Below are 16806 nucleotides of genomic sequence, written 5' to 3'. Positions count from 1 at the left end.
TGGACAACACCGGTCGCACCCGAGGTGCTCGACGCGATGGTGTCCCATCCGCAAAGGCACTTTTGCTCTTCGACGGCGCTCGCAACGCGCGCTGCAACGGCTGATTGCCCCTGTCCAGCTGAGTAGAAGGGCTGCGCTGAATGCACGCCCAAGGAGCTACGAGATGACGACCAGCTATGAAAAGCTTGCCATGCTCATTGACGGCGAGTGGACCGCCGGTAGCTGCTCCCGGAGTACCCCAGTCATCAACCCCGCAACGGAGGAAACGCTTGGCGAACTTCCGTTCGCGGCGACCGCCGATCTCGACCGGGCGTTGGACGCCAGCCAGCGCGGCTTCGCGATCTGGAAGCGGGCGCCAGCAATCGAACGCCAGGCTATAATGGAGAAGGCCGCGCGGCTGCTGGAAGAACGTCGTGACGCAATTGCGCGTAACTGCACACTCGAAATCGGTAAGCCCATCAAGGAATCGCGGGCGGAGCTGGATTCCGTAGTCGGGATCATTCGGTGGTACGCTGAGGAGGGTAAGCGTGCTTACGGGCGCGTCATACCCTCACGCTCGGACGCCGTGCGCAACATGGCTCTTAAGGAGCCCATCGGACCAGTGGTCGCCTTCGCAGCCTGGAATTTTCCCGGAGTGAACGTCATACGCAAAGTGGCCGGCGCCCTCGCCGCGGGTTGCTCCATTGTCGTCAAGCCGAGCGAGGAAACACCTGCGACGGCCATTGCGATCGCGCGTTGCTTTCAGGATGCAGGGCTGCCTGACGGTGTGCTCAATGTTGTGTTCGGTGAACCAGCAGAGGTGTCCCGGCACCTGCTGGCTTCCCGCATTCCAAAGAAGGTCACATTCACGGGCAGCGTCCCGGTCGGCATTCATCTGCAGAAGCTGGCCGCGGACACGCTGAAGCGGTGCACTCTGGAACTCGGCGGGCATGCACCCTTCATCGTGTTCGACGATGCCGATGTCGAGGCAGCCGCGCGGCTCGGAGCCCAGTTTAAGTTTCGCAATGCCGGTCAGGTCTGCACCACGCCAAGTCGCTTTTTTGTCCAGTCAGGCGTACATGACCGCTTTCTCGACGCATTGCGGCAATCTGTATCCGAGATCGTCGTCGGCGATGGTCTAGACCCCGCGACGACGATGGGACCGCTGGCCGCCCGCCGGCGCCTCGATGAGATGGAGCGTATCGTTCACGACGCGAGCGACTACGGCGCATCGGTTGTAACGGGGGGCATGCGGCTGGGCAAACGCGGCTGGTTCTATGCGCCAACCATCCTCGACGATGTGCCGGACGGAGCCTTGATTATGCGCGAAGAACAGTTTGGACCGGTGGCACCGATTGCCCGCTTTGACGATCTCGACGAAGTCATCGAGCGTGCGAACAGCGTCGATGTCGGGCTCGCCTCTTACGTCTTCACGGGCAGCGGCAAGCGTGCCAACGTTGTATCTAATGCCCTCAACGCCGGCATGGTCGGGGTGAATGGTACAATGATCTCGCTGCCGGAGACGCCCTTCGGCGGCGTTGAGCAGAGCGGGTACGGTTCCGAAGGTGGCGTCGAGGGTCTCAACGATTTTCTGCGAACCAAACTCGTCGCCGAGACGCATTGAAGCGGTCCCACCTTTCTCGGAGGCTTGCTGACGCTTCGCCCTGCGGTGAACAGCTGATGCATCCGTTCTTCTTCAACATCCTCGCCCGGCGCCGTGAGCCTGCAGCCCCCGTCACCATCATCACACCCGACGCCTTGCGTCTCCGCCACGCCCCGAGCGCCGACTGCTCACGATACGACCTGCTGAGGAGACACGCCCATCAACGATACTCTGGTGCGCGACCTCGCCGGCGGCAACTTCCTCGCCAACCAGCGCAACGTCGTGCTGATCGGGGGCACCGGAACCGGCAAGACCCATCTGGCCATCGCCATCGCGCGGTCCGCCATCCGAGGTGGCGCCAGAGGCCGCTTCTTTAACGTCGTCGACCTCGTCAACAAGCTGGAGGCCGAGGCCCGATCCGGCCGCCAGGGTCGCATGGCCGACTATCTCTCCCGCAAGGACTTCATCGTCCTCGACGAGCTCGGCTACCTGCCCTTCGCCCAGTCCGGCGGCCAGCTCTTGTTCCACCTTGTCAGCCGGCTCATGGCAGCGTTCTGCGCACGGTCGTGGATGCAGGCAAATGCTCTCTTCAGGCGGCCGAGCTGACCAATTACCAGGAGCGTCAGGCTCGCACCGTTCTGTCCGCGCACCTCCAGGCCGGATTGCTCACCTCGGATACGGAGCGGGGCAAGGTCCGTCTCGCCTTTCCTGCAACGGTCGTCGACCGCTGGCTTCCACGCCTATACCCAGGCATAGGCTGAGATCTCGCCTGTATGCCCTTCCCTGTGGGACGGGCGTCGCCGTCGAAGGCGGCGCGGCGACTAATCCTTGCCGAACAGCCGACCCCAGAACCCGGGCTCCTTCGCGGGAACGGGCTGGCGGCTCACCGCTTGCGGCTGGTGCCATGCGGCCGGGAGATCGGGGCTTCGATCCTTGGCCGGCTCTCGCGGCCGCTCCTGCGAGGGCGTTGGGGCTTTGCGCAGGGCTTCCGCGGCGACCTTCCCAAGAAGGTCGGTCAGCTCCTGCTCAAAGCCGATGGTGACGTCTGTCTCCCCGCTTCTGGCGTGCCCGATCTCATGCAGTAGGACGGCGGCGTAGGCCTCGACGGAGGCGAGTTCGCTCCGCTTGACGATGATGTCCTCGCCGTTCCAGAGCCCGCGGGCTTCCGAGAAGCTTCCCGTCTCGGGCCGCATCGTCTCGGAAATCTTCACCTTCCGAACGCTCGAAGGCAGCCCGCCGACGAGGCCGGCGATCCGGCCGGTCATTTCGAAGACCGACCGCTCCCCGGGAGCGAGCGCGTCGGCCGAAACGAACTTGAACTCGAAGCTGTTGTTCCACGCGGAGACGAAGTTGCCCAAATCCTGGATGGCGTTACCCCCCACGTCGACTTGGCCCGAGAGCTTGTCCTTGACGGTGCTTGGGATTGTGATGATTTGCCGGCCGCTCGCCCGAGCCTCCTCGACGAAACGCGGAGCGTCCATGATCTCCTCGTCCGTCAGGAACAGGACGTTCCCCGAGACATTGATGATCTTCGAGGCATGCACGGAGACATCCGTCCACTTCATCTCGTCATGCAGCGTGCCGCTTCCGAAGTGTCCCAGATCGTCGACGAGGGCCTTGGCGACGGCCTCCGAAGAGGACGTCAGCAGGATAGACTTCACCCGGTCGGAGTAGGCCGTCCGCCCGACGTTCGTCCTCTCGCGGTTGAGGGCCTTCTTGATGGCGGCCGTCAGCGACGTGATGTTGTAGGAGAAGAGGAAGTTCCCCTCCTCGGCGACGCGGATACCGTTGATGTAGATGTAGGCGACGGAGTCGGCCTTCTGTAGGACCTCTCCGTAGGGCGTCCGTTCGAGCGCCTCCTCGCCGGAGAAGCGCAGGAACAGCCGCTTGGCCTTCTCGATGTCCTCGTCGGAGCAGCCTTTGAGGACGAACTCGGTTCCGACGAATGCGGGGTCGGACGGATCGGAAATGCATGCGTGCAAGGTAATGACGTCGGAGAAGTCGTGCTTCTCGGAACGGTCGAAGGCGACGTCGCAGAACTTGGAGCGGATGCTGGTTTCGATGCCCAGCCGGTCGAATGTGGCCAGCGCGTCCTTCAAGCCCACGCCGAATTTGCCGATGAGGCCTGGATGATCGAGCTTTTCTTGGCTCTCGTTCATCGTGAAGTGCTCGTGGCGCAGGCCTCGGCCGAAGTCCCGAATCCGCCAGATGCCCTCGCCGTCGCGGGCGATGGAGATTTCCGGCGTGCCGGTCAGGGCCTGCTCGTCGAGAGCGTTGGCTATGATTTCCCGGATGGCGTGGAATGCGTCCCAGTTTTCGAGCATCCGGTCGATGTTCAGGTCGAACTTCTTCATCGCCTGGCCTCCTACGCCACTTCGACTTGGCGGACGTTGTATTCGTCGATTAGCCGTCGAATCCGTTGCAACCAAGCCATGACGCTCTCGCCCTTGTTCGGCGGCGCCTGCGGCAGAGCATCTGGCGTGCGTACGACCATGTCCATTTTCGTGGTGAGCGCGATGTTGCGCAGGGCAGGTTGCCGGTACCGGCAGGAAGGGACAGCGGCCGGCTCAAGGCGTGGATCTCCGCCCAAGTGTACGCCCGAGAAAACCGGCTGCACGTGCCGTGTCTCCGCTTCGACCGTGGTGGTGCCCCGCTAAATCGCGTGCGCACAACGCAAGCCTAAGCTACCATGCAACCCACGGTATGTGGAAAACCATCTTAGAAGGGCGAGCTGACCGGGATTCTAGAGCCCAGAAAAAGCTTGCCCCAGCGGTATACAAGCAGGGACCGACTGGGGGATACGCCCTTCTTATGGCGCACCCTTCCCGCCGCCCGGTTGATCCGAGCCCCGGCTGATCGCTTGCCCGGGAGGCGCGGACTATTGGATTATCCGCAACAATCACGGGCAGAATCATAGTCGCTCCGGGGGGATCGTAATGACTGCAGAGCCGATCGACGACGTCTTGGACTGGGCAAAGAAGCTTTCGTCCTGGAAACAGGACGCATTGCGCCGGCTCGCGATCAGCAACGATCTCACCGATACGGACCTTGGCGAACTGCTTGCCATGGTCAAGATGGCCGCAGGCTTCAGTCCTGCGAGCCCTCCTCCTGGCGCGATCCCATTCGCCAAGGCGCATTTCGGGGGCGGAAAGCACCAGCCCATCATCCTGAAAGGGATCGCCAACGTCGACAACGTCAACCGTCTGGTTCCGAAGGCGGCCCTTACTTTCTGCCCGAAGGCCTTGACGATCGTGTATGGCCGCAACGGAAGCGGCAAGAGCGGTTTTGTGCGGATCCTGCGAACTGCTTGCCGCACGCGCGTCGAGAACCCCGCCAAGCTTAAGGTTCTGGCTGACGTGTATGGGGCGTCCTCCGGACCGCAAACCGCCGACATCATCATCGACGCCGGCGCCGGCGACACGCCAATTTCCTGGTCTCCCGGGAAAGCCGCATCACCGCAGCTTATGCAGGTGGCGGTCTTCGACACAGCCTCGGCGCAGCTCTATGTCGACGGCGGAAATCAGATTCGCTTTCTTCCCTTCGGGCTAGCCCTGCCGCATCGGCTCAATACCGTCTGTCTCGGCTTGAAGGACAGGTTGGAGACGGAACGCGCAACCGAGGTTGGCGACAAGGTCAGCCTGACGACGATCGCCTTTGTACCCATACGCGATACGGGAGCCCAACGGTTCGACAAGGCGCTGAGCAAGTCCACGACCGACGCTCAGATCGACGCGGCGGCGGCGTTCGCCGAGACGGATCAGCTGCGTCTCGATGAAGTCACCGCCGTGCTGTCAGCCGGCGCAGCCGCAGCTGCTGACGTTACCGCATTCGCCAGATGGGCCGACACCCTCGCGACCGAATGTGCGGCAGCCGGATCGGCGTTTACAGATGCGGCGCTCGAGCAGCTCGCGGGTCTGCGCGCCACCGCCGTGGCAGCGCGCGAAGCTGCCACGGTCGCCGCCGACGCGTTGTTCACCGACGACCCGCTGCCCGGAGTCGGGAGCGACACCTGGCGGGCGCTCTGGGCGGCGGCCCGCGACTACTCCCTCAAGGAAGCCTATGCAGGCAAGCCGTTCCCTGTGGTGTTGGAGGATGCCGAACCTGCCGCGTGCGTGCTGTGTCAACAGCCCCTCCTGCCCGACGGCGCCAGCCGTATGCAGCGTTTTCAGAAGTATATGGACGACACGCTGGATACCGCCGCGACGAAGGCAGAGCAGGCGGTCGCCGAAACGCTCGCCAATGTGAACGAGCTCTCCTGTCTCCGCGCCGCGGACTTCGCCGACCGGCTCGAACAGGTACGAAAGCGCGATGCCGGGCTGGCTGATCTACTCGCGAGCTTTCAGGCAACCGCGGTCGCGCGCCGTGAACAGGCGGTCGCGCGCCTGAACGGAGAACCATACGAGGCTGCTCCCGCCATCGCAGTGCCGTCTGAGGGAGTAAAGGCGTTTGCGCTCAAACTAAAGGCCGAAAAGGACGGGTTGGCGCAGGCGAGCAATGTCGACGAGAGGGCCAAGCTCACAGAAGAGAAGGCTGAGCTCGAAGATCGGAAGACACTCTCCGCCAACAAGTCTAAGCTTGTCACCCGCCGCGATTTGCTGATCATCGACGCCGCATATGGGAAGGCTCTCGCGGACGTCCAGACGAGGGGCATCACGCAGCGTGCAAACGAGCTCCTGGATACACATCTGACGACGGCCGTGGTCACGCAATTCGATGCGGAGCGCACGCGTTTCGACATCATGCATCTCAATGTCGGGCTCGCACGCAAGAGCGGTCAGACCAAGGCGGAATTCGAGGTCAACCCGAACACTAAGCTGACCAAGGTGACGTCGGAGATCCTCAGCGAAGGCGAGCAACGCGCTTTGGCCCTGGCAGGCTTCCTGACCGAGATCGCCCTCACCGACGGATCAGGCGCGATCGTGATCGACGATCCCGTGTCCTCGCTCGACCGCGACCGAAGCGCCAAGGTGGCGGAGCGCATCGCCGAAGAGGCCTTGAAGCGTCAGGTGATCGTGTTCACCCACGACATCGTCTTCTTCAACGAGCTCTGCCGCACCGCCGACGCCCAGGGGATCGAGCCTGTGACGGTCGCGCTGTTCAGCGACAAGAACGCGGCGGGCAAGATCGATGCCGCAGGTATGCCCTGGAAGGGGCTGAATGTCGCCAAGCGCATCGGCCGGCTCAAGAACGATTCAGCGCAACTTTCGAAAGTTTATGCGAGCAGTCCGGCCGATTACGAGGTCGCGGTGAAGAATTTGTATGGACGCCTTCGCGATACCTATGAGCGCGTGGTCGAGGAGATCATTTTTAGGGATATCGTCCGGCGCGGCACCGACGTCATCCAGACGCAGTTGCTGCGTTATGTCTGTCTCTCCGATGTGCTCGCTATCCGCTTCCACGAGGGCATGACGCGCGCGAATACCCACAGCCATGACAACCCAGCGGCGGATACCGTTGCGGTACCATCTCCTGCCGAGTTCGGGAAGGATATCGAGGAGCTCGAACTTCTGATCGCCGATCTTAAAGCGGACAGCGAGACTGCCGAGGCAGCCCGCCCACAGATGAAGTCCAAAAAATAGGTATGGAGCGAGCCCGCGTATGACGCTTCCGCGACGGCGGTGGTGGTGCGTTGGCCTGCGCCGCCGGTGGCCGCTGTTCGTCCTCAGGCCAAAAGACCCTGGCACAGGACGGTGAGCGGAACGACGGCGCGAGGACGGCATTTGAACTCAGACTTGGGAGCCGCGATTTCCTTCGTCAGGCGCTCGGCCTCCCGCGCATTTCGGACGAAGACGGCCTGTGGAGCCCTGGGAAGCGCGAAGTTGCCCTTGCAACGCCATTCCCGCTCGTGGAGCCAGCTGATCCAGCCTTTTTTACTGACCTCAAGCCGGACCACGCGCCAGAGTTCGTCGCGGGGAATCTGCAGCTTTGCGGTTTCAGCGTCCGAGAGGTAGAGAACGGGACGGCAGCCCTCGCCATACGCGTAGCGTTTTGTTATCGCGATTCCATATGGTTCGTAGCGTGGAGATTGGGGATCGGAGTTCTCCGGCGTGAGGACATATTTGAGCGAGGCGAAGGGAACATCCATAAAGCAGGCCGCCTTGTTCGGCCCCTTGATGAATCCTTTCTTGGAGCTGCTACCCCAGATTTTGCCAGTCTTTAGAATGCTGACGAGATTGTCAAAAGCCGAGAATTCGTCTTCAGGTTCGGTATTCTTCGTCAGGTGAATAAGATATGGTGTCAGGTCGGGGCGTGCATTGAAAGGCAGCTCGTCGAAAGCGAGAAGCGGCGTCTCTTAAATCTTCTCTTTGGGGTTGGTGCGGACTCATATTCGAAGATCAGACGAGGATGATGTCTATCGAAAATCTGTTTCCGTTCCCTTTATTCTCGCTTGTCATTTATCCCTCGTCGGACGCTTGGACTCGGTTTCGGTTCCGTGGCGCAAGTTTAACATAACAAAGAATCCTCATTGCATCCCGCCCACAGGGCGGCCGGGCTGTCGTGAACCGGGCCCGCTGGGCGGTCCCGGCGGCAGGCCGCTTCCGTCCCTGATGCAGCATCGTCCGGCCGCGGACGCGGCCCAGGGGGAGGACGGGGCGCTGCCCCATCCCTCCCCCGCAAGCCCCGCCGGGGGCCTCCCCGGTCTTCCTTCGCTTCGCTCCGTGCAGACACGCGCCGCCGGCGCGCCCCTTCGGGCGGGTGATCCCCCTCCCCCCGCGGCGCTATCGGCGCCGAATGTTGACCCCTGTCTGGAGCATTGACCCCACTGCCGCGGAGCGTTGATTTGGCGCAGCGGCAGTGGGGTCAATGGTGGCGGAGGTCAGGCGCGGTTCTTGAAGCGCCAGCTCTCGTTTCCGGTCTCGACGATATCGCAGTGGTGGGTGAGGCGATTGAGGAGCGCGGTGGTCATTTTGGGGTCGTTGAAGACGCTTGGCCACTCGCCGAAGGCGAGGTTCGTGGTGACAATGACCGAGGTCTGCTCGCAGAGCCGGCTGACAAGGTGGAACAGGAGCTGGCCGCCGGACTGGGCGAAGGGCAGGTAGCCGAGCTCGTCGAGGACGATGAAGTCCTTGCGGGAGAGATAATCGGCCATGCGCCCCTGGCGGCCGGATCGGGCCTCCGCCTCCAACTTGTTGACGAGGTCGACGACGTTAAAGAAGCGGCCTCTGGCGCCGCCTCGGATGGCGGACCGCGCGATGGCGATGGCCAGATGGGTCTTGCCGGCGGAGGTGCCGCCGGCCACCAGAATGTTGGCGCGTGAGGCGACAATCATGACGGAGAGCCGGCCCAATGGCGATGTCGATCTTGCGCCGCCTGGCGCCTATGTCGGACTTCATTCGATGCGCTCATTGAGGAGATCGTCGATCTCTTAGATGCCGTCTCGCGACTGGCGGGGAGCTTGCGGTGCGAGCGGCCCAAGCCTTCCTCTTCGCTCCTGGGTCAGAGCGTCCCTCACCGGAACCGCGACGGCGAGCTTAGGCCACGACAGTCCCTCTCCATGGTCGGAGCCCAGGGCTTAATGCATTCCGCACTCAACGAGATTGACAAAAATACTGATTGGTACCAAAAAGTCCTAGTTGGTATTTTGGACCAGCTAGGACACGCCAAACACGCTGGCCGGCCACCGGCAGGGGTAAATCCGCAAGAAAAAAGAAGGGATCCGCGCCGACGTCCAGGTACCGCATGGGCGATGCGATGCGCACCCAATGCGTCACGCACGAAAACAAAAATACAAGGAGGGAACGTAGTGTCGATCAATCAGCTGAATGCTGCGCCGTCACAGCCATACTCAAAATTAAGCGGGGATTCGCTTTACAAGAAAATCACGTGGCGATTCGTGCCATTGCTTTTTTTGTGTTACGCGGTCGCCTATCTGGATCGCGTGAACATCGGCTTTGCCAAGCTGCAGATGCTCACGGATCTAGGATTTTCGGATGCCGTCTATGCCTTTGGTGCGAGCATCTTTTTCGTGGGCTATGTGGCCTTCGAGATCCCCAGCAACATCGTGCTGCACAAGATCGGCGCCCGGATCTGGATCTCACGGATCATGATCACCTGGGGCATCGTCTCCGCCGCCATCGCCTTCGTCGACCCCATCGCCGCCTGGACCGGTCTCGGCAAGGAGACGACCTTCTACATTCTGCGCTTCCTGCTCGGCGTGAGCGAGGCGGGCTTCTTTGCCGGCATCGTCCTCTATATTAGCTATTGGTTCCCGGCGGAGCGCCAGGCCAAGGTGATGGCCGGGTTCATCGTCGCCATCCCCATCAGCCTGATCGTGGGCGGGCCCATCTCGGGGGCGCTGATGGACCACTTTCACGACATGCACGGCCTGGCCGGCTGGCAGTGGATGCTGGTGCTCGAAGGCCTTCCGGCCGTGATCCTGGGGACCGTCGTCTTCATTTATCTCGATAGCTCCGTTGCTGATGCCAAGTGGCTCACGGACGGCGAAAAGAAGACGATTAACAACAATCTGCAGATCGACGACCGCCACAAGCGCCACAATTTCTCGGCGGTGATCGGCGATTACAGAGTCTGGGTGATGGCCGGCATTATGGTCTGCTACAGTACCGGCATCTATGGCCTGTCTTTCTGGCTTCCGACCATCATCAAGAATGCCGGGGTGAAGAGCGCGTTCGACATCGGCCTGCTCTCCGCCATCCCGTGGCTGGTCTCAGCCATCGCCATGATCCTGAACGCGGCCCATTCGCGGAAAATGAACGAGCGGCGCTGGCACGCGGCCATTCCTTCTTTCATCGCGGGCTTCAGCTTCATCCTGGCAGCGCTCACCGCCAACAATTTGCCGGTGGCCCTGTTCTTCCTGTCGGTGTCGGCGGGCGGCGTCATGGCTCATGCGCCGGTCTTCTGGACCTTCCCGGCCTCCGTGCTCTCCGGCACCGCCGCTGCCGCCGGCATCGCCCTGATTACGTCCATCGGGTCTACGTCCGGCTTTGTGGGCTCCTATGCCGCGAGTCTCGCCAAGGATCTCACCGGGGACATCAATAACGGCACCTATGTGCTGGCTGCCCTGATGCTGCTCGGCGGCGTGCTGGTGCTGGTGATCCCCAAGCAGACCCTGTCTTCCCGCCTCGAGAAGTGACGCCATGCCTTACAAGACCATAGAACTGAGCGTGGCGGGTCCCGTCACCACCTTGCGGATGAACCGGCCCGACGTCATGAACGCCATGGACGCCGCGCTGCTGGAAGACATGCTGGAAGCCACCGAGGCCACCGTGGCGGATCCGGACTGCCGCGTCATCGTGGTGACCGGTGCGGGCCGGGCCTTCTGCTCCGGCGGGGATATCTCCACCGGCCTGGAGACGGTGAACGGGGAGGGCACGCTGGACCAGCAGGCCGCGCGCCTGCGGCGCTTCATGCGCATCAGCGAATTGCTCTACACGACGGACAAGGTCACGGTTGCGGCCATCAATGGAGCGTGCGCCGGCGCCGGCCTCTCGGTGGCCTGTGCTTGCGATTTCCGGCTGGCGGCGGACAATGCCAAGTTCGCCACCGCCTTTCAGAATGTGGGCGTCTCGGGGGATTTCGGAATTTCCTGGCTGCTGCCGCGCATCGTCGGTCCCGCTCCTGCGCGCCAGCTCATGCTCGATCCCAAGACGCTCAACGCCGAGCAGGCACACGCGATCGGCCTAGTGGGGGAGGTGCATCCAGCAAGCGAACTTACCGACGCGGTCGAGGCGCTGGTGGGACGCCTTCTGTCCCGCACGACGCTTTCCCTCGGCTATGGCAAGCTCAATCTCGCGGAGACGTTCGACCTGAGCTTTGCCGACCATATGGACAGGGAGGCCCGCCGCCACGCCGAATGTTGCCGAAGCACGGAAGCCAAGTGCGCCGCGAGCGCCTTTTTCGAGCGCCGGGCGCCCAAACCCGCCGGCGCTTGAGAACTGCCCGCCCCAAAAGGACGAACGTGCCATGGCCGATGACAGCAACCCGGTCGCAGGGCAGGCCCAGCGATCCCTCAAGGACGAAATAGAGGAACTGAAGCGCGCCCGCGTGCTGGAGGCGGCGACCAAGCTCTTCTTGTCGCACGGCTATGTGGGCACCTCGCTCGACGCCGTCGCGCAGCTGGCTGGCGTACACAAGCCCGTCATCTACAACCATTTCGGCAACAAGGCGGACCTCCTTGCCACCGTTGCCCGAAGGGGCCTGTGCGGCGCCTTCGAATGTGCCACCGCCCTGAAGGCCAGGAGCGGTACGCCCACGCAGCGTATGCAAGCCTTTCTCCGGGACTTTGCCCGCTCGGTGATCCAGAACCGCGCGTCGCTGGCCATCTATTTTCGGGAGGAGATGCAATTGCCCGAGGACTCGGTGGATTCCCAGTCCCTCCTGCGCGCCGAGTTCGATGCCATCGTGACCGAAGTGATCCAGGAAGGCGTGCGCACCGGCGAATTCTCGGTCAAGGACACGAGCCTTGCCACGCTAGGCATCGGCGGTCTGATGACCTGGATGTTCCTCTGGTACAAGCCCACCGGCCGCCTGTCGGAGGACGAGGTGGTGGACTGCATGGCGGATCTTGGACTCCAGATGATCCTGAGGACGCGCGCCGATGCCGCTCAGTGACTTCGAGACCTTGCAGCTGAAGCGCGCGGGCTCCATCGCCCAGGTGCAGCTGAACCGCCCCGAGCGCTACAACGCGCTCAATCGCCAGATGCTGCGCGATCTAGACGCGGTCTGCGCCATTCTGGAGCGCGCGCAGGACGTGCGGGCCGTGGTCATCTCCGGCAACGGCAAGTCCTTCGCCGCGGGGGCGGACATCACCGAATTGCAAAAGATGACGGTGGATGAAATCGACCGGCAATGGGCTGGCGGCTGCGCCGTCTATGAGCGCATCCAGGCGCTTCCCCAGGCGGTGATCGCCGCTATCCATGGCTATGCCTTGGGGGGCGGGCTGCTGATCGCACTGTCGGCCGACGTGCTGATCGCCGCGCGCGACGCGAAGCTGGGCTTCCCGGAAATCAAGCTGGGCTTCTTTCCGGGCAATGCCGGAACGGTGCTTATCGAGCATCTGGCCGGGCCCGTGGTGGCTCGGGCCATGTGCATCACCGGCGACCCGATGGATGCGGAGCGCTGCCTGACGCTCGGCCTCCTTCATGCCCTCTACGCGCCCGAGGCCTTGCAGGACGAGGCCTATGCCTTGGCGGTGCGCTTGGCGTCCTATCGCCCGGCGGCCATCACCCTCACCAAGCAAGTGCTGAGCGGATGCGTCCGCGAGAATTACGACGCATCCAAGAGGCACGAGCGAGACCTCTATCGCATGCTGTTCGAGAGCCCCGACGGCAAGGCGGGCATCGATGCCTTTCTCACCCGGCGCACGGCCAAAACCCAATAAGAATCGGACATCGCATGAACATGGTCATGGACTGGATCGCCCACCATGCGATCAACCGGCCCGACAGGCTGGCGGCGGTGGATTGCTTCTCCCAGCGCCGCTATACCTATGCTGACTTCCACCGGCGCGTGGATCGGGCAGCCTCCCTCCTGCACGCCCATGGGGCGCGGCCGGGCGACCGGGTGGCGACCCTCTGCTATAATTCCACGGACCTTTTCGAGCTTCAGTTTGCTTGCCAGCGCATCGGTGCCATCTATGTGCCGCTGAACTGGCGGCTGACTCCCGTGGAACTGCAGCGGCTAGTGGCCGATTGCGCGCCGGCCGTGATCCTCGCGCATGTGGAGTTCGAGAAGAACCTCGCCGCCGTAGACCAAGCGGGCGCCCCACTCCTCACCCTGAACGATGGCGGCGCGAGCGCCTATGAGGACTGGCGCACGGAGGGGCCGCCTGCCGAACGCGCGCTGCTCGACAGCGACGATACCTGGGCGATCGTCTATACGTCAGGCTCCTCCGGCGTGCCCAAGGGAGCACGCATCACGTATGGCATGACCTTGCACAATTGTGTGCACGCGGGCATGCACTTCGATTTCGACAGCACCTCGAACACCCTCACCTTCCTCCCGATGTTCCACATTAGCGGCCTGAATGCCTATGGGAACGTGGCATTCCACTGGGGCGGCACGGTCCATGTCATGCGCACTTTCGATGCGCGGGAGGCGCTGGCGCTCCTACGCGATCCCCAACTGGGCATCTCCCACGTCCTCGGCGTGCCCACCAACTACCTTATGATGTCGGAGCAGCCGGGCTTCGAGGATATAAAATTGCCCCATGTGAAAGTGTGTGCCGTGGGCGGGGCGCCCTGCTCACAGACGCTGCTGGAGACTTACGAACGCGGGGGCATTGTGCTTCAGAATGTCTGGGGCATGACCGAGACCACCACTGCGGCGACTGCCCTCTCCAAGACGGCGAGCCTGTCGCGGCTGGGCTCATGCGGGCGGCCGCTGCTCCATGTGGAGCTGCGCCTCGCCAACGCCGGCAGGGTCGTGACCGAGGCGGGCGTCCATGGCGAGATCGAGGTGCGCGGGCCAACCATCACGCCCGGCTATTGGGGTGCGATGCCGCGCGGGGCTTGCCAGTGGTTCGGCACTGGCGACATCGCTCATTACGATTCCGATGGCTATCTTTATTTGGTGGGACGCGCGAAGGACTTTTACATCTCGGGTGGAGAGAATGTCTATTGCGCCGAGGTCGAACAGGCCCTTTGCAGCCACGATGCCATCTCCCAGGCTGCGGTGGTCGCAGTGCCGCACCCTAAGTGGGGCGAGGTGGGGCGAGCCTATGTGGTGTTCAAGAAGGGCCGGTCCCTGACCTCGCAGGAGGTGATGGAGCACTGCCGCACGCGCCTTGCCAAGTACAAGCTGCCGCAGGAGGTCTCCGCTCTCCCAGAAATGCCGCTGCTTGCGAGCGGAAAGATCGACAAAGTGCGTCTCAAGGGCGCTTCGAGCCTGATGTGATCCGTCGGTGCCTGCCCTAACGTAAGCGTCGTCCTTGGGGCACCTTCATAGGTCTGGCGTGAGAGCGCAGTCTGACGATCCCGATTGGAGGATCGTCTTGTGTCTGGGCTTGACCATAGACTTGAGCCGGAGGGTGAGGTCCGGCGCTTCGAGGTGATCAACGGCGCGATGGGGCGCCGGCGTTGGACGGCGGACGATCGGGCTCGGATCCTGGAAGAGACGCTCGCCCCCGGCGCCGTGGTGTCCGCGGTTGCCCGCCGCCACGGACTGACGCCGCAGCAGTTGTTCACGTGGCGCCGTGAGGCACGCAAGGCAAGCGAGACGATCCCAGCGTTCGTGCCAGCTGTGGTCACGCAGGAGATTGCTCCGGCATCGGAGCCTTCGCCCACATGCTCGCGGCCGAAGCGGCGTGGCCGGCAACGTCGCGCGGCAGCCATCGAGGTCGACGTCGCCGGGGTTCAGGTGATGATTGAGGTGGTCCCGCATTGGCGGACAGTTTGGCGGCTTCACTAAGCTTGGTTCTGGTGTGTGTGTGTCACGCCGCCATGTTGATGCCGTCGAAGGCCATGTGGACCACCTCAGTAGCCGCACAGCGGACTGACGTGCCCCCAGCGGCAGCGGAGTTGCTCAACCTCGGACAGCACGATCGGTGCACAGGTGTGAACAGAACATCCCCGAACAATTTGTAACAAGGTCGCGACGTCGACAAATGGTGCGATAGTGTATATAAGAGGGCATGAACCGTCCGGGCCGACTCGTTCGAGAAATTAGGGCAATAATTGCCACCCAGACGGGAATAGCTGGTCCGAGGTCATTGCAGCGCGTGGTCCGCGAGAATTTGGCGATATTCGAACGCCTCAGAGCAGAGGGAGCGACTTGGGATCAAATTGCCAATTTGCTGCGGGCACACGGGCTTAGATCCCGGCATGATCGGGCGGTGGGGGGCGATGTGCTGCGCGTCCTAGTCTCGCGGGCTGTCGCCGGCACCTCAACTCCATCGGCACTAAACCGAGAGGCGCCTCAGAAACACCAACCTATGTCCAATTCCATTGCCAAAAGCAGCGCTAACCCCGCTGTCGTAACGGCCCGTTCCGATCTCAGTGCAATTATCCGGCGAGCCGAAAAACTGCGCCGGGAGTCATGAGGAACAGGCATGGGATTCGATATGCATAATTTCACGCCGCCTGACGCAGACTCGCAGCTCATGGATAGCTTAAAGCGCGATATTCACAATTTTGATATAGATATTGAGCAGGTCTATATTAAATTATATGACATATCTGTCCAATATTTATTTAAATACACCAGATACGAAAGAAGTCCAACACGAGGATCGATCATAAAAGATTTGAAAAAACTGTCGTCACTTTCAAACAGTCGCCTTTATGCGCTTGGCGAGACCCTCTCTGAGGAGGCAATGTGCGCGCTCTTTGGCTTGTTCCCGGCACCACTGATCAGCCTGGGTGAAAAAGATCTATTTTTAGTTCCAAACGACGCGGCCGTTTCAGCAGGCGAAAGCGAATCATGGATCGCGCGAGCGCATCGGCGCGACAAATCCCCCCTAAGAACGCTGCCCATTTCCGTAAGGTCTGCCCTATTGAACGTCGAAGGGTGCTACAGCCACGACAAAGCCAAACAAATTCTGTTATCCGCGATGAGGGAAAATCCAGAGCGTATCCGCAGTTGGGCCGGATTCATGAGCGATCTGCTGACTGATACGTTCCAAGTTCGAAATTGTAAGGGAAGACGAAATATCAAAGTTATCTCGGGACAGGAGCCCAAGCCAGATTGGTTCCTTGTCACGTCCGTTTTGGATGTAATCTGGCCGCGGGAGCGCGGTTCCTTGCACTCGCGAAAAATGGGGGCCGCCCGCGATATAATCGATGCAGTTCGGGCATTCTCATTTGAAAAATGGAGAATTTTCAACAGCGCCATTGAGGAAACATATTTTGACAAAAATATATTACGTCACGTTCTGACACTTAGAAAGCAGATAAACATTCTGGATATGTCCAGACTTTTTATTAACGATATTATATTTGATATCAACCAAATCGAGAATGATCAACATATCTCACTATCCGACATCATAGAACCTATTTACGCAAGAGCTCTATATCCACTGGATGATTGGCATAGGGAGCTTAGTCGTCGCCTTTTATTTGGCGATGAACGAACCTTCGATTCTAATGTTGGTCGATATACGGGTCTCGTGGAGGTACCGCAATTTCCGACGATAAGAAAGGACATGAGCCTCGAGCAGCGGACCCTACTTCTAATCTGCCGGGCGAGGCGGATGAGGTCACAAAAAAATAGCGCGTGCACGGGTCTTTAGCCCAGCTAGATGGCCCGGTTCGATCAAGTTCGCC

11 protein-coding genes and 2 pseudogenes are annotated in these 16806 nt (G+C 61.6%); 10 read left to right on the top strand and 3 right to left on the bottom strand.

Translation table 11 applies throughout. The features are described from left to right. Positions 1-163 precede the first annotated feature (163 nt). Together XAN126_RS0106130 and XAN126_RS0106125 are read left to right on the top strand one after the other, a co-directional pair. Positions 164-1603 (top strand): NAD-dependent succinate-semialdehyde dehydrogenase, encoded by a 1440-nt coding sequence (locus XAN126_RS0106130; RefSeq protein WP_024277720.1) that lies wholly within the window; start codon positions 164-166, stop codon positions 1601-1603. Between the two features lie 192 nt (positions 1604-1795). After that, positions 1796-2125 (top strand): annotated as a pseudogene (locus tag XAN126_RS0106125) (ATP-binding protein); the annotation flags it as partial. A 278-nt stretch (positions 2126-2403) separates the two neighbouring features. Here the strand turns inward: XAN126_RS0106125 and XAN126_RS0106120 are convergent. Then, positions 2404-3936: an ATP-binding protein gene (locus tag XAN126_RS0106120; protein WP_024277719.1), complete on the bottom strand. Its 1533-nt coding sequence runs from the start codon at positions 3934-3936 to the stop codon at positions 2404-2406. A 582-nt stretch (positions 3937-4518) separates the two neighbouring features. Here XAN126_RS0106120 and XAN126_RS0106115 point away from each other — a divergent pair. Beyond that, complete coding sequence (locus XAN126_RS0106115) at positions 4519-7161, top strand: AAA family ATPase (protein WP_024277718.1); 2643 nt, start codon at positions 4519-4521, stop codon at positions 7159-7161. An 83-nt stretch (positions 7162-7244) separates the two neighbouring features. Here XAN126_RS0106115 and XAN126_RS26870 read toward each other — a convergent pair whose 3' ends face one another. Next, entirely contained in the window at positions 7245-7667 is a 423-nt protein-coding gene (locus XAN126_RS26870; protein WP_024277717.1) for a hypothetical protein, read from the bottom strand. A 732-nt stretch (positions 7668-8399) separates the two neighbouring features. Continuing rightward, positions 8400-8846 (bottom strand): annotated as a pseudogene (locus XAN126_RS0106105) (ATP-binding protein); the annotation flags it as partial. 480 nt (positions 8847-9326) lie between these two features. Between XAN126_RS0106105 and XAN126_RS0106100 the strand changes: the two are divergent. From XAN126_RS0106100 to XAN126_RS28165, 7 genes are all read left to right on the top strand, one after another. After that, positions 9327-10676 (top strand): MFS transporter, encoded by a 1350-nt coding sequence (locus XAN126_RS0106100; RefSeq protein ID WP_024277715.1) that lies wholly within the window; start codon positions 9327-9329, stop codon positions 10674-10676. A gap of 4 nt (positions 10677-10680) precedes the next feature. After that, entirely contained in the window at positions 10681-11475 is a 795-nt protein-coding gene (locus XAN126_RS0106095) for an enoyl-CoA hydratase-related protein (RefSeq protein WP_024277714.1), read from the top strand. 31 nt (positions 11476-11506) lie between these two features. Further along, positions 11507-12154, top strand: coding sequence for a TetR/AcrR family transcriptional regulator (locus tag XAN126_RS0106090; RefSeq protein ID WP_024277713.1), 648 nt, complete (start codon positions 11507-11509; stop codon positions 12152-12154). Next, entirely contained in the window at positions 12141-12923 is a 783-nt protein-coding gene (locus tag XAN126_RS0106085; protein ID WP_024277712.1) for an enoyl-CoA hydratase/isomerase family protein, read from the top strand. The genes XAN126_RS0106090 and XAN126_RS0106085 overlap by 14 nt, the downstream gene beginning before the upstream one ends. Positions 12924-12937: 14 nt before the next feature. Then, positions 12938-14437, top strand: coding sequence for an AMP-binding protein (locus XAN126_RS0106080; RefSeq protein WP_038225054.1), 1500 nt, complete (start codon positions 12938-12940; stop codon positions 14435-14437). 168 nt (positions 14438-14605) lie between these two features. After that, entirely contained in the window at positions 14606-14950 is a 345-nt protein-coding gene (locus XAN126_RS0106075) for a transposase (protein ID WP_155982423.1), read from the top strand. Between the two features lie 640 nt (positions 14951-15590). Continuing rightward, positions 15591-16772 carry a hypothetical protein gene (locus XAN126_RS28165; protein WP_155982229.1) on the top strand — a complete coding sequence of 394 codons (1182 nt, stop codon included), beginning with the start codon at positions 15591-15593 and terminating at the stop codon, positions 16770-16772. The last annotated feature ends 34 nt before the right edge of the window (positions 16773-16806 follow it).

Origin of the sequence: Xanthobacter sp. 126 (assembly GCF_000526175.1) — a bacterium.
GTDB lineage: Bacteria > Pseudomonadota > Alphaproteobacteria > Rhizobiales > Xanthobacteraceae > Xanthobacter > Xanthobacter aminoxidans.
This window is presented reverse-complemented; position numbering and strand designations above follow the sequence as displayed.